Genomic DNA, 14,380 nt, shown 5'->3' with positions numbered 1-14,380 from the left:
GTGGCGGCGGTGCTGCCGTCATAAGTCTTGCCGGCTGCTGCAAAGCCCAGCGCCAGTTCGCGCTGCGTAATCGTGGCAGTGGCGGCACCGGTGGTTGAGCCCAGAACATAGTTGGCCGCATCCACGCCGGACAGGCTGGCGTTTTGCACGGTTACGGTTTTCCCCGTACCGGCATTTTTATCACTAAACGCAGCACTTGCGGTCGCGCTCAACACGTCATTGGCGATACGATCATCGCTGACTGCCACGACGGCAGCCGTACCACCATCGTAGACCTTGTTGGCACCGGCAAAAGCCAGGTTCAGGGTACGTTGCGTGATATCGGCCGTGGCCGTGCCGCCGGTATTGGCCAGCGTATAGTTGGCAGCATCAGCACCGGACAGGCTGGCACCAGTCACCGTCACGGTCTTGCCGGCACCTGCATTCTTGTCCGCAAATGCGCCGGTTGCCGTTGTGGTCAGCACATCACCGTTCACACGATTATCAGTGACCGTTACAGTCGCCGCCGTATCACCATCGTAGACCTTGTTGGCACCGGCAAAGGCCAGGTTCAGGGTACGTTGCGTGATATCGGCCGTGGCCGTGCCGCCGCTACTGGCCAGCGTATAGTTGGCTGCATCCGTGCCGGACAGGCTGGCGCCGGTTACCGTCACGGTCTTCCCAAGACCTGCATTCTTTTCGGCAAACGCGGCGCTGGCCGTTGCAGTCAGCACGTCGTTGGCGATACGATTATCGGTAATCGTCAATGATGCGGCGGTGCCGCCATCGTACGTCTTGTTGACGCCGGTAAAGCCGAGATCAAGCGTACGCACCGTAATGCCGGCGCTGGCCTTGCCTGTGCTGGCATTGAGCACGTAATTGCCCGCGTCGCTGCCGCCCAGGTTGCCGCTCGCCACGCTGTAGTTGACGTCCTTGCTGGCGCCAACGTTCTTGTCGATGAAATTGGCCGAGGCGCCAGACAGTTGCACCTGATCGGCACCGAACACACCTTCGAAGGTCGCGCTGAGGCTGGCGCCGGTACTGCCATCGTAGACTTTATTGGCGGCGCTCACGCTGGCCAGGCTGAGGCTGGCTCGGCTGATCTCGGCCGTGCCGCTGGCCGTTTCGGCAAGGCTGTAATTTCCCAGTGCATTGCCGCTCAAGGCCAGGCCGCTGAGATTGACCGCCTTGGCGGTGCCGGCATTCTTGTCGACAAATTGCGCACTGCCGGTCACGCCCGGGGTGTCGCCACTGACCGTATTAGCCAAGGTAAAGGTCGCATTGGCAAACCCCAGCTGGCCGTCATACACCTTGCTGCCGCCCAGGATCACGCTCAGGGCGCGCGGCGTGACGGCCAGCGTGGTGCTGCCGGCATAGGTGATATCGTATTTGGTCGACCACAGGCCGCCCAGTGCGTAGTTGCCGACATTGAGTGCGTTGCCGTAGCTGGCGGTGCCGCTGGCGCCAAGATCGCCGTTCGTCAGGCCGACATAGCTGAGCGTGCCGACGCTGGCCATCAGGCCATCATAGACCTTGCTGGCCGCGCCGCTGGTGCTCACCTGCAACGGCGTCAAAAAAGCCTTCAACAGCGGCGTGGTGTAGCCGTCGTAGATGCGCCAGACGGCGTTCTCGCCGAAATTGAAGCCGCCGAAACTGCTTTGCTGCTGCATCTCTGCCGTGGTGCGCCCGGCGGAGCCGCCCTGATCGCGCTCTGTGCCAGCGGTTTGCCGGTCGAAAGAGGCCGGTCCTACGGCCGCGCCCGGATCGGCGCGCCCGACCACCGCTCCCACCGTATTGAAGGCAAAGCCATTGCCCGAGACATGACCGGAGAAATACAGCCGGCTGGCGCTGCTGCCCGCCACGCTCCAGCCGATCACGCCACCCACGTTCTGGCGCGTGAGCATCTCGTCGCTATTGCTGGCCAGGCCGATGGCGCCGGTGGCGTAAGCGTCGGCAATGCTGCCGCCATTGCGTCCGACCAGGCCGCCAACATTGGCACCGCCGCCCACGCCGCCGGTAGCATACGCCTGCGAAATGGCGCCATCGTTATTGCCGACCAGGCCACCGATCTGTTCGCCGGGCGCCGTGACGGCACCGCTGGCGCGCGCCACCGTAATCGTGCCGCCGCTGTTGTTGGAGCCGACCAGGCCGCCAATCGATGAACCGCTGACGCTATTGCCATTCATGCCGCCGGCCAGGCCCGTCACATTGCCGCTGGCGCTGGCATTGCTGATGACGCCGCTATTGGCGCCGACCAGGCCGCCGACATTGCTGCTGCCGCTGACAGCCATGCTGCTGCTTACATTGCTGAGCGTGCCTTCGCTGTTGTTGCCCACCAGAGCGCCGACATTGTTCCCGCCGATAACGCTACCGCCCACCATCGCCAGGTTGCGGATGGTGCCGCCCTGCAGCCTGGCAAACAGGCCGCTGCCAAAAAACGAAGGGTTCGCGCCGCCGTTGATGGTCAAGCCCTGGATGCCGTGATTGCCGCCATCAAGGATGCCGCTGTAGGCATACTCGTCGCCGCCGAACAGCGGCGTGAAACCGGCGCCCTGGTTCCAGTTGGCGGTGCCGCTGGCGTCGATATCGCCCGCCAGCAGATAATTGTTGTTGTTGATCTGTTTGCCGACGCCTTGCAGGCCGTACACATCGGCGATCTGGTACGGCCCCGCCACGCTGCCGTCGCCGCCTGTCACGCGCAGGAAGGTACCGCGCGCAACATTGAAGCGGTAGGCGGAAAACGCCGGCAGGCTGGCGGCGTTTTGTACCCAGTTACCGCCGTCGAGAAGAAATTCGCCACCCACGCTGACCGCGCCGGTGGCGCTGATGTCGCCGCCTTCCAGGGTCAGGCCCTTGGCGACCGATACAGGGCCGTTCAGCGCGATGCCACCGCCGCTGCGCAAGGCCAGCGTGGTCAGGCCGCTCAAGCCGCTCAGGTCCAGCCCGCCCTGCACCTTCAGCGTGCCGCCAAAGTCGCTGCCGCCGATGGTGATCGCCGGCGCGCTGATGGTGTTCAGCTCCGCAGTTGACAAGCCCAGGCTGCTGGCGCTGTCGACCGCCGCGCTGCCGACTTCAATACTGCCGCTGCTGCTGCGCCGCTTCAGGCTGACCATGGCGTTGGCGTTTTCGTCGGCGCTGGCGGTCGATATCGATTGGGCCGCGCCGCCCAGGCTCATGTTGTCGGCCACCAGGTTGACCGCGCTGGCCGCATGCAGGCCGCCGCCGGCGCCCACCGTCAGGGTGCCGCCGGCCGTGGCGCGCAGCGTGGCGCCGCTCTGGCGCAGCGCCAGCATATTCGATACCAGCAAGTTGCCGCCGGTTTCCAGGTTCAGGTTGCGCACGCCATTGTCGCCAAGGTTGACCAGGTCGACCGGCTGGTTGACGATCAGATTGCCCGAGGTGGCGTCGCCGATGGTGACGGTATTGGCCGAGAGATGGTTCAGTTCGGCGTTCGTCAGGCCCAGGCCATTGCCGGGTTTGTTGCCGACAAACACAGGCCGGCCACTGGTCAGCGGCTTGAAGATGACCTCGCCATAAGCGGCCACACCGCCGAGATTGATCCCGCCGGTCAGGCTGATATTGTCAGCTTGCAAGATGAACTGTTGACCGTAGACACCGCTACCGACCAGTTGATCGCCGCTGCCGCCCAGGTTGATGCCGCCCTGGGCCGTGTTGGAACGCAAGATCAGATTGCCGCTGCCGGCATTGATCACGCCGGCGCCGTTGACGCTGGCGCCAGACAGGTCCACCGCGCCGCCATTGGTGGTAATCGCCGTGCCCAGGTTCAGGTTCGCGCCACTGCCGTAGGCCATGCCGCCGCTGGCGTCGTTGGCCGACAGGGTCACCGCGCCGCCCAGGGTGGTGATCGGCGCGTTGACGTTGATCATTTCGCCGGCCGTGGCCGTGATGCCCACGCCTGCATTGACCATCGTGATGGCGCTGTCGAAATTGATGCGGCGCACCGCCTGCAAGGTCACATCGCTGCCGGCATTGGAAATGGTGGCGGCGCCGATGGTGGCGGTGCCAAGCGCCGGCGCATCGGCAAACTGGTCAAAGCTGGTCAGCTCGCCGCCATAGCCGTCGACCACTTCGATATCGTAGGGATCGATCAGCCAGTTGCCGCGCTTGCCGCGCAAGGAGGCGGTGTCGACGCGGATGCCCTTGATGTCCAGGTAGTGGCCCGAGGTTTCCACCAGGCCGCCGTTGCCGGACGCGGCGCCGCCGCGCGCCGAAATGCTGCCGTACACGCGCGCCGTCTGGTTACCCCAGACGATGACCTTGCCGCCGTCACCGCTGCTGATCGCATCGGCCTTGATGCTGGCGCCACTTTCCACCGCCACTTGGCGCGCATTCGCAATCGCCGCGTTTTTACCCTGGTAGTCGCCGCCCAGCAGCACCGTGCCGCCGCCAACGGCGCCGCTGGCGTCGACCGAGGCGTTGCCTTGCATGCCGACCTGCTCGCCCAGCACGGTAATCTCGCCGCCCTTGCCCGCCGCACTGGTGGCGCTGGTGACGCTGCCGTTTTCCAGCAGCGCCTTGCCGGTGGCTTTCAGCACGATCTTGCCGTTTTCGCCGAGCACCGCGCTGTTGGCATTGAGCACGCCACGCTGGTTCAGCAGCGCGCCGACCATGCCGATGCGCCCGCCCTGCGCCACGATCTGGCCCACATTGATGGCCTGGTCAGCGGGCGCCGACAGCACCACGCGCAAATCCGGGTTGGCGGCGTCGGCCAGTTGCACGCTGTGGCCGGCGGCCAGCAGCACGTCGCCATTCGGTGCGGTGATGATGCCGCTGTTTTCCACATTCGGCGCGATCAGCAGAATCTGCCCGCCGCTGCCGGCGTTGATGGTGCCCTGGTTGAGGACGGCGCCGGCCTGCTCGCCGGCATTGAAATTCATCTTGCCAGCCAGGAAATCCTGGTTCGACAGCGCCAGGCTGGACGCCACCAGGCCCGCCACATCAACCCGCGCATCGCGGCCGAACAGCACGCCGTTCGGATTGATCAGGAACACCTTGCCGTTCGATTGCAGCGAGCCGAGGATCTTGCTGGGGTCTTGTCCGGTGATACGGTTCAGTACGCTGCTGCCGGCATTTTGCTGGAGAAAGCGCGTAATTTCCCCCGGGTTGACGGAAAAACTCTGCCAGTTGATGATGGTATTGGGCGTGTTCGTGATGGTAAACAGATTGCCCTGCTGGTTGAACGTGGCCTGGCCATGCACCACTTGCGGCAAGACCGGATTGGCGTGGGCCGCATTGAAGCAGGCGGCGATCAGCAAGGCCAGCGCGGTGCGGCGCAGCGGCGGCTCGAAGGGGCCGCCAGCAGGCACGGTGCGCAATGTTTTTTGTTTGGTCATGATGTGTTTATCCTTGATGCTCAATACCTCAGTGCATTAATACGAAATCGCAACTCTGAAATGCAGGCGGTTGGCGTCGCGGCGCCCGGTCTGGCCGGGGTTGACCACATGCGCGTAGTCCAATTGCAGGTTGGCGTAGCGGTTCAGCAAAATGCGCAGGCCCAGGCCGCTTGAACCGATCGCCATGCTGTCGATTTCGCCGGGCAAGCCATGATTGCGGCGCACCCAGGCCGTGTCATAAAACGCCAGCGCGCGGCACTGGTAGCCGCCATCGCCGCACCAGTTCGGCGTATACAGTTCCAGGTTCAGGTTGGCGCCGGAATCGTTGGCCACTTCGCGTTCGAGAAAGCCGCGCACGGTGGCCGCGCCGCCGACGCCAAACTGCTCGCCCGGCACCAGCGCATCGGGCGTGTACTGGCCGTTGAACAGCGCGCGCCATTGCCAATCCTGCTCCAGAACGTGGCTGTAGTTGCCACTGACGCGCACGGTGCTGTAACCGGCCTTGGCGCCGGCACGCGCCAGCGTAAAGTCGTGCTGGCTGCCATTCTTGCCGCCGGGAATATTGCGCGCCAGCGTCAAGCCCACGCTGGCCTCGCCACGCGGCAGGCTCCAGGCGCCGATATAGGCGATGCTGACGGGATGCACTGTCACGTCGGTACCGAGCTCCATGCCGAAGAACTGCAGGCTGTTGCGGTAGGCCTTGAAGTCCAGGCCATACACCAGCTTGGGTTCATAGTTGTCGCGCTTGCCGAAGTTCTGGTTGTAGCGCGCGCCGGCAGTGGTGCCGCGGCCGCTGACGGCCAGATCGAAAATGCCGGCCGCGACAATACCCGAATCGACATTCGAATAGCTGGCAAAAAAGTCCAGCGAGTCGCCCAGCGCATACAGCGGCACGTGGTAGCCGAGGCCGTACACGCCGACCTGGTTGGCGTGTTCAAGCGAGGTGGTGTATTGCAGGCTGGCCACATGATCGCGGCCCCACAGGTTGGCATGCTGCAGCACCACGCCGGCGTGGGTCTTGCCGGAGTCCTTGCTGCCGGTATTGTCGAGGTTGAGCGTGGCTTTCCAGGCGCGCTCATCCACCACCGCGATGCTGGCGTCGACCGTGCCGTCGGCCTGGCCGGTAGCCAGCTTGACTTCCATCTTGCGCGCCGGATTTTCATTGGCCAGCTTCAGGCTTTGGCCCAGGGCCGGCATGTTCGGCGTCTGCCCTTCGACCAGGGCCGGCAGGGCGCGCCGCACATTGGCGTCGTCGACATACTGGTTGCCGGTAATGGCCACCTTGCCGACCTGCGTCTGCACCACTTCCAGGCGCACGGCACCGCGAGCCAGTTCCTGCTCCGGCAAGGCCACCAGCACCATGGTGTAGCCGCGCTTGCGGTAGGCGTTTTCCAGCGCCTCGACGGCTTGCTGGATCGCGCCAAAATCGCGCTGCCGGCCAGCGAACGGCGCCACCAGCGATTGCACCAGTTGCGGTCCCAGCAAGGTGTCGCCGCTGACCTCGTAGCTGGCAATATCAAACAGCGGGACGGCGTTGTCGGCAGCCGGGGTTTGGGCGTTTGCGCATGCCGCGCAGAGTAACAGCGCGGAACCTGCAAGCAGGCGCACCAGACGATAATTCATGTGTGAGAGTTCTTGTGGTTGCATGGCCAGTCAGGCGTGTCTGGACCATCAATTGATTGAAAGCAAAGTTTAGACGGATTCTGATTTCCAGTCAGAAATTTCTATGCTAGCGATGGTTATTTTGTCTCGAAGCTGGTAACGCCATCCCAGTCCTCGCCGGGCGGGTTGTCGCGATACCGGCGCAGCCGCTCGGCGTACAGCCGGCGCAAGCCATCGTCTGGCAGTTCCAGCAAGATTGCCTCGACGCCATCCCAGTCGCGTGCACGCAACAGTTCGAGCAGGCGCGACCAGCGCGCCAGCAGCGCCAGTTCCTCCGCATCGGCTTCGCTGTGCAAGCCGCGTGGCTCGAAAATCGCCACCGGCTCGGTCTTGCCCTTGACCCGCACGCGGTCCAGTTCGCGGTAGGCAAATTGCGGCGCCTGCGCGCGCGTGAATTCGCTGACCGCAATGCCCACGCCGTACACCTTGGTAATGCCTTCCAGGCGCGCGCCCAGGTTGACGGCGTCGCCCATCACGGTATAGGCACGGCGGATGCGCGAACCCATGTCGCCCACATGCATCAGGCCGCTGTTGATGCCGATGCCGATCTGCAGCGCCGGCCAGCCGCGCGCCTGGAATTGCTGGTTCAGGCGCGCTGCGCTGCGCTGCATCAGCAAGGCGCTGGCCACGGCCCTGCCCGCGTGGTCGGGAAACGCCACCGGCGCGCCCCAGAACGCCATTACGGCATCGCCGATATATTTGTCGAGCGTGCCGCCATGGCTGTCGCGGATGTCTTCCGACATGGCTGTCAGGTAGAGGTTGATATATTCGCGCAATTGCTGCGGCGTCATCTGTTCGGAAATGGCGGTAAAGCCGCGCACGTCGGCAAACAGCACCGACAGCTCGCGGCTTTCGCCGTCCATGCTGTAGCGGTCGGGATCGTCGGCCATCTGCGCCACCAGTTCCGGCGCCACATACTGGCCAAAACGCGACACCAGCGCGCGGCCCTTGCGCACTTCAAAGAAATAGCCCCAGGCCAGGTTGGCGACGAACAGCGCCGCGATCAAGAGCAGCAGCACGGCGCAATCGAGCGCGGCATCGAGGCTGTGGTACAACCACCAGTTCAGGCCCAGCGCGCCGGCCAGCGCGCTGCCTGCCAGCAGGACGGCTGCCGCCGGCGTGGCCAGCGCCAGCGCGCAGCCCAGCAGCAATCCCACCAGCACTACCTGGCCGAACTCGATCGCCAGCGCATAGTCGGGGCGCGACTTGAAGTGGCCGTCAAGTATCGACTTGATCAGGTTGGCATGCACTTCCACGCCAGGAAACTCGGCATTGACAGGCGTGGCGCGGATATCGTTCAGGCCAGCGGCGGTAGTGCCCACCAGTACGATGGCGCCATGCAGCACCTCGGCCGGCACCGCACCCATCAGCACATCGGCGGCCGACACATAGCGAAAAGCCCCGCCGTCCGGGCCGCCATTACCGCGAAACTGGATGGTGGTGGTCAAGGCTTCGCCGACCGGGATATCCAGCCGGCCGCGCGGCGTAAACAGTGCAATGCGATCCAGGCCACCGTGTTCGCGCTCGGCCTCGGACAGCTGGTCGGCGCTCTGGCTGAACACCGGCGCGATCGCGCGCGCCTTCAGATACACGCTGGCGGTGGCCAGCGACAGCGAAGGGTAATAGCCGTCGCCGATGCGCTGCAGCAACGTGGACGAACGCAGCACGCCATCGCTGTCGGTCAGCGCGGTGAAGATGCCGGCGCCTTGCGCCGCCTGCTGCAGCTGCGCCAGGTTCGCTTCGTAGCCCGGTGCGCTAAATGCCGTGACGGTGCGCCCGTTCAGGTCGGCCACCGTAAAGGCAGGCTTGGGCAGCACGCCCTTCTTTTGCCGGTCCGAGACGCTGTAGCCCAGCACTACCGGCTGGCCGCGCATTGCTTCGGCAAACAGGCCGTCGTAGTCCATCTGCGGTTTCAACCGTTCAAGCTGGCTGCGCAAGCCTGGCACGCCGGCCAATTCGCCCTTGGCCAGCTCGGCCAGCACGCCATAGCCAGAGCTGGTATCGGCTTCCGGAAACGAAATATCGAAGCCGACCGCCGCCACGCCATAGTGGCCCGTCAGCTGCGACACCAGCCTTGCCTGTACATCGCGGCCCCAGGGAAAACGGCCGATCTGGTTCAGGCTTTTTTCGTCGATATCGACGATCACGATACGCTTGTCGAGTCCCGGCGTGTCGGCACGCATGCGCATGTCGCCCAGCATTGCGTCCAGGCGGCTCACGGTATCGGTGCCGTACAGGCCGATGCTGGCACAGGCGGCCAGCAGGGTCAGCAGCGCGCCCAGCAGCAGGCGCGCGCCATGCTTTTTCAATCCGGAAAGCCAGCGCATCAGGGCACGTAACCGGGAATGGCGGCCTCGTCAACGGCGTCGACCTGCTCGGGCTGCATGTGCTTGTGGGCAAACGCCAGGTAGACCTTGCTGCGAATAAAGACGTCGAACAGGTCGGGATCGATATGACCATTCAGGCTGAAGTGGCCCAGGATGCGCAGCGACTCGGACAGTGACTTGCCCTTTTTGTAGGGCCGGTCGCAGGCCGTCAGCGCTTCAAAGATATCGGCGATCGCCATCAGCCGCGCCGGCACCGACATCTGTTCGCGCGTGAGGCCACGCGGATAACCCTTGCCATCCATGCGTTCATGGTGGCCGCCCGCGTATTCGGGCACTTTTTGCAGATGCTTGGGCCACGGCAGCGCTTCGAGCATGCGGATCGACACCGAAATATGGTTGTTGATGATCTTGCGTTCAACCTCGGTCAGGGTGCCGAAACGGATGGTCAGGTTTTCCAGTTCATTGGCGTCGAGGAAATCGCGCTCGACACCGTCGGGGCCGATCCAGCGCCGCCGTGCAATTTGCCGCACCCGCTCCTGGTCGGCCGGCGACATGCCTTCGCCGCCGATATTGGCGTGACGCAGAAAGTCGCGCTCCTCGCGCAGCAGCGTTTGCTGCTGCCGCAACGCATGTTCAAGCTCTTCCTTGCGCTCGGGAGCCGCCAGCTGCGCCTTCAAGGTGGCAATTTCAAGGTCGCGCAGCAGCACTTCGAAGCGCGTGTCGAGCAGGTGGATGCGGTCATAGATGGTTTCCAGCTTGGTGGCCTTGTCGACCACGTGCACCGGGGTGGTGATCTTGCCGCAGTCGTGCAACAGGCCCGCCAGCCACAGCTGCTTGCGTTCGTTCTCGCTCAACTGGAAACCGGCCATCGGCCCCGTATCAACCGCATGCACGGCGTCGGCCAGCATCATGGTCAGCTCGGGCACGAACTGGCAATGGCGGCCCGTGTACGGCGACTTTTCATCGATGCCGATATTGATCAGGTTGACCAGAGACTCCAGCAACTGTTCCAGCTGGCGCAACAGCAATTGATTGGTCAGCGCCACGGCCGCCTGCGCCGCCAGGGCCTCGATAAAACGCTGGTCGGTGGCGGAAAACGCCTGCACCGCGCCAGTGGCGCGATCCTGGGCATTGATCAGTTGCAGCACGCCGATCAGCTCGCCTTCATGATCGCTCATCGGCACTGTCAGGAAGGAGGTGGAACGGTAGCCATAATGGCCATCGAAGGCGCGCATGCCCGAGAAATTGAATTCGCCCGACTGGTACACATCGTCGATATTGACCGACACGCGGCGGTGCGCCGCATACGCCGCCACCGAGCCAAGATTCGGTGCGCCGTCGTCCTGCCACAGCGCAACGCCCGGCACGCCGATGGCCACGCCGGCGCTGGCACCCTGGCGCAGCCCCAGGCTGTCGTTGATGCTGATATGAAACTCCAGGCTGCGTCCATCCGCGCTGGGACGGTACAAGGTGCCGCCATCGGCGTCCGTCATGTCCTTGGCGACCAGCACGATACGTTCAAGCAGCGGCGTGATATCGCCGCCGTGCAGCATGCCTGCGGCCGCGCCACGGCCCAGTTCGACGCTCAGTTCAGTCAGCTGGTCGAGCCGCTGGGCGATTTGCTCGGGGTGCAGCTGGAGCATGATGGAGGCTGGGAAAGTGGCAACAACCGCCAGTGTACCGTTGCCAGTGTCCGACTGTACATTATAAAAATGCAACAACCGAAAATAGATTTCCGAAACACAACAATTATAAAAAAATGCCGTTTTGTGCACGACAATTAGAATAGAATCAACAATCGTTACAGTATAACAAGGCAGCGATGAAATTTACCTTCAGGGGCGTGCGCGGTTCGATCCCCTCGCCCGGTCCGCACACGGTGCGCTATGGCGGCAACACGACCTGCATCGAAGTGCGTACCGCCAACGGCGCCCTGCTGGTACTCGATGCCGGCAGCGGCATCTTCGCCCTGGCCGGCGCACTGCCGCCGGGACCAGCCACGGCCCATATCCTGATCACCCACAGCCACTGGGACCATATCCACGGCCTGCCGATGTTCGCGCCGCTGTTCATCCGCGGCAGCCATGTGCGCCTGTACGGCGCGGCGGACGCGTTTGGCAACGGCATCGAGCACGTGATGTCCACCCAACTGCAGAACAATTATTTCCCCGTCAGCGAAGCTGCCATGGCGGCCGAGATCGACTACCGTACCCTGGCCGTCGGCGAGCGCGTGGAAGTGGCCGACGCGGTGGTGACAAATACCGCAATGAACCATCCGGTAATCAACCTGGGCTACCGCATCGAGTCCGGCGGCGCCTCGCTGTTTTTCAGCGGCGACCATGAACCGTTCGACAATCCGCACGCCAGCGGCTCGCCCGAACACGCATCCTGCCAGGCCGTCATTGCGCAGCGCCAGGAGGCCATCGACAAGGCGATAGCCGGCGTCGACGCGCTGATCATGGACTGCTCGTACACGCGCGAGGAATACACGGCCAAGCGCGGCTGGGGCCACGGCACCTTCGACGGCGCATTGGAACTTGCCCTGCGCTGCGGCGCCAGGCGGCTGTATTGCACCCACCACGAACCGGGCCGCAGCGACGACCAGCTGGAAGCGGTGTTCGCCGACGTGATGGCGCGTTTTGCCGGCCGGCTGGGGCCGTTGCAGGTGTTCCTGGCCACCGAGGGCATGACGGTTGAGCTGGCTTAAGCCCGTGTGTGTTGGATAACGAACAGTATCGCCTGGCAAAAAAGTGCATCATGGAACTTCATCATTCAAGGAGAGCACCATGACCCAGCAAAGCGAGAAAGCGCGCGAACAGCAGCAGCGCGAAGATCAGCAAGCCCAGCATGAAGCGAACAAAAGCCGCCAGCAGGCCGAGCAGGACAAAGGCGCGATCCGCCAGAATGACGGCCTGAAGGAGCATCAAGGTGGCGACAAGGGCCCGCGCGGCCAGTAATTCCCGACCACCAGACAGGCGCCGCGGCGCCTGTTTCATTTGACACTTCCCCATGAAAAACCTGCTGACGATTGCCGGCCTGGCACTGCTCTCTGCGCTGGCGACCGCCCTGCTCGCCTTTATGGCGCTCGAACTGATGCCCTGCTCCTGGTTCGGCAGCGCCTCGGAAGGCGCTTGCGGCTATGGCGCCACGTTTGCCGTAATGGGTGCCTCGCCGTTCGTGTTCCTGGTGTTGATGGTGCTGCTGTGCATCGGGTATGCGCGCCGGCAGGCAAAACAGGCAAAGAGCGAGCCATGAAAAAAGGGAGCCTGCACGGCTCCCTTTTCAAACGCGACGGTACTTCATCACATGATATGGTGGCCGATCCACCAGGCCACTGCGGCAACAAAAGCCGAAGCAGGAATCGTGAAGATCCAGGCCCAGACGATATTGCCCGCCACGCCCCAGCGCACGGCCGACATTTTCTGCGCCGAACCGACGCCGACGATGGCGCCGGTGATGGTGTGCGTGGTCGACACCGGGATGCCCAGCGCGGTCGACACGAACAGGGTGATGGCGCCACCGGTTTCGGCGCAGAAGCCGCCCACCGGTTTCAATTTGGTGATCTTCTGGCCCATGGTCTTGACGATGCGCCAGCCACCGAACAGGGTGCCGAAGCTGATCGCCGTGTAGCACGAGATGATCACCCACAGTGGCGGCATCGCGTCCGCCGCGTTGGAGTGACCGGCGGCGATCAAGAGCATCCAGATAATGCCGATGGTTTTTTGCGCGTCATTGCCGCCGTGGCCCAGGCTGTAGGCAGCGGCCGAGGCCAGTTGCAAACGGCGGAACCATTTGTCGACCTTGCGCGGTGTGGAACGCACGAAAATCCACGACACGATCAGCATCATGATCGAGCCGAACACAAAGCCCAGCACCGGGGCGATCACGATAAAGGCGACGGTTTTCCACAGGCCGGCGGCAACCAGCGCGCCGGTGCCGGACTTGGCGACAGCCGCGCCGACCAGGCCGCCGATCAGCGCGTGCGAGGACGACGAAGGAATCCCGTAGTACCACGTAAACAGGTTCCAGAAGATGGCGCCCATCAGCGCGCCAAAGATCACGTACTGGTCGATAACTGTCGGGTCAATGGTGCCCTTGCCCACCGTGGCGGCCACGGTCAGCTGGTGAAACACGAAAATGGCGACAAAATTGAAGGTGGCAGCCATGGCAACCGCGGTCTGCGGTTTCAATACGCCCGTCGAGACCACCGTGGCGATCGCGTTGGCGGCATCGTGGAAGCCGTTCATGAAGTCAAACAGCAGTGCCAGGGCGATCAACAGGCCTAGCACGTAAATGCTGATTTGTATGGTCATTGGTATGTTCTTTTCGATTCTGGTTCAGGACAGGCCCAACGCTTACGCGTTTTCGACGATGATGCCTTCGATAATATTGGACACATCTTCGCAACGGTCGGTCACGGTTTCCAGAAGCTCGTAGATCGCTTTCATCTTGATCAGGTTGCGCACGTCCGGTTCGTCGCGGAACAATTTGGACATGGCGGCGCGCATCACGTGGTCGGCGTCCGACTCCAGGCGGTCGATCTCTTCGCAGATGGCGACGATCTTGCGCGAGTTGTCCATATTGTGCAGCAGGGCGACGGCGTCGCGCACCTTCTCGGTACAGGCCAGCACCAGTTCGGCCAGGCGCTTGGCTTCCGGCGTAACAGCTTTCAGGTCGTACAGGGAAACGGTCTGGGCCGCGTCTTCCAGCAGGTCGAGGATGTCGTCCTGGCGCGTGATCAGTTGATGGATGTCATCGCGATCGATCGGCGTGATGAAGGTCTTGTGCAGCATTTCAACCGTAGCGTAGGTTACCTTGTCGGCCTGTTTCTCGATGCTCTCGATGGCATGCACGCGGTTTTCCAGGTCGTCGAAATTGGTCATCAGGCCGAGCATCTCTTTTGCGCCCTTGACGCACAGTTCCGCGTGCTGGTTAAACAATTCAAAAAACTTGCCCTCAGTGGGCATCAAGCGTCCAAACATGTCATTCTCCGTTAAGCATTGAGTCGTGTTATTTACTACAGAAAGCCGCCCCGGTGAGTGGGGGCGGCCGATGGAA

The 14,380-nt window shown here is 63.2% G+C and carries 9 protein-coding genes; 3 read left to right on the top strand and 6 right to left on the bottom strand.

The features are described from left to right. From AC0Z42_RS13600 to AC0Z42_RS13585, 4 genes are all read right to left on the bottom strand, one after another. A partial coding sequence (locus tag AC0Z42_RS13600) for a YDG domain-containing protein (RefSeq protein ID WP_485468740.1) occupies positions 1 to 5,333 on the bottom strand: 5,333 nt, incomplete at its 3' end. Between the two features lie 36 nt (positions 5,334 to 5,369). Beyond that, on the bottom strand, positions 5,370 to 6,956 hold the full coding sequence (locus AC0Z42_RS13595; RefSeq protein WP_485468739.1) for a ShlB/FhaC/HecB family hemolysin secretion/activation protein: 1,587 nt from the start codon (positions 6,954 to 6,956) through the stop codon (positions 5,370 to 5,372). Positions 6,957 to 7,072: 116 nt separating this feature from the next. Further along, entirely contained in the window at positions 7,073 to 9,322 is a 2,250-nt protein-coding gene (locus AC0Z42_RS13590; protein WP_485468738.1) for a CHASE2 domain-containing protein, read from the bottom strand. Further along, on the bottom strand, positions 9,322 to 10,965 hold the full coding sequence (locus AC0Z42_RS13585) for an HD domain-containing phosphohydrolase (protein ID WP_485468737.1): 1,644 nt from the start codon (positions 10,963 to 10,965) through the stop codon (positions 9,322 to 9,324). Before AC0Z42_RS13585 ends, AC0Z42_RS13590 begins: the two co-directional genes overlap by 1 nt. Before the next feature lie 179 nt (positions 10,966 to 11,144). On the opposite strand from AC0Z42_RS13585, the gene AC0Z42_RS13580 reads away from it, so the two are divergent. The 3 genes from AC0Z42_RS13580 (at position 11,145) to AC0Z42_RS13570 (ending at position 12,577) form a co-directional block, all read left to right on the top strand. Beyond that, positions 11,145 to 12,029, top strand: a complete 885-nt coding sequence (locus AC0Z42_RS13580; protein WP_485468736.1) for an MBL fold metallo-hydrolase — start codon at positions 11,145 to 11,147, stop codon at positions 12,027 to 12,029. A gap of 79 nt (positions 12,030 to 12,108) precedes the next feature. Next, positions 12,109 to 12,279, top strand: a complete 171-nt coding sequence (locus AC0Z42_RS13575; protein ID WP_176460862.1) for a hypothetical protein — start codon at positions 12,109 to 12,111, stop codon at positions 12,277 to 12,279. 52 nt (positions 12,280 to 12,331) lie between these two features. Beyond that, positions 12,332 to 12,577: a hypothetical protein gene (locus AC0Z42_RS13570; protein ID WP_485468735.1), complete on the top strand. Its 246-nt coding sequence runs from the start codon at positions 12,332 to 12,334 to the stop codon at positions 12,575 to 12,577. Positions 12,578 to 12,624: 47 nt separating this feature from the next. Here the strand turns inward: AC0Z42_RS13570 and AC0Z42_RS13565 are convergent, their stop codons facing one another. Both AC0Z42_RS13565 and AC0Z42_RS13560 read right to left on the bottom strand, forming a co-directional pair. Then, entirely contained in the window at positions 12,625 to 13,635 is a 1,011-nt protein-coding gene (locus tag AC0Z42_RS13565; RefSeq protein ID WP_485468734.1) for an anion permease, read from the bottom strand. Between the two features lie 42 nt (positions 13,636 to 13,677). Further along, positions 13,678 to 14,304 (bottom strand): DUF47 domain-containing protein, encoded by a 627-nt coding sequence (locus tag AC0Z42_RS13560; RefSeq protein ID WP_065310472.1) that lies wholly within the window; start codon positions 14,302 to 14,304, stop codon positions 13,678 to 13,680. Between the last annotated feature and the right edge of the window lie 76 nt (positions 14,305 to 14,380).

It is taken from the genome of Janthinobacterium sp. 1L-D-8-B-C4, assembly GCF_057291295.1.
The sequence above is the reverse complement of the archived record's forward strand: the minus strand, read 5'-3'. Positions and strand labels throughout refer to the sequence as shown.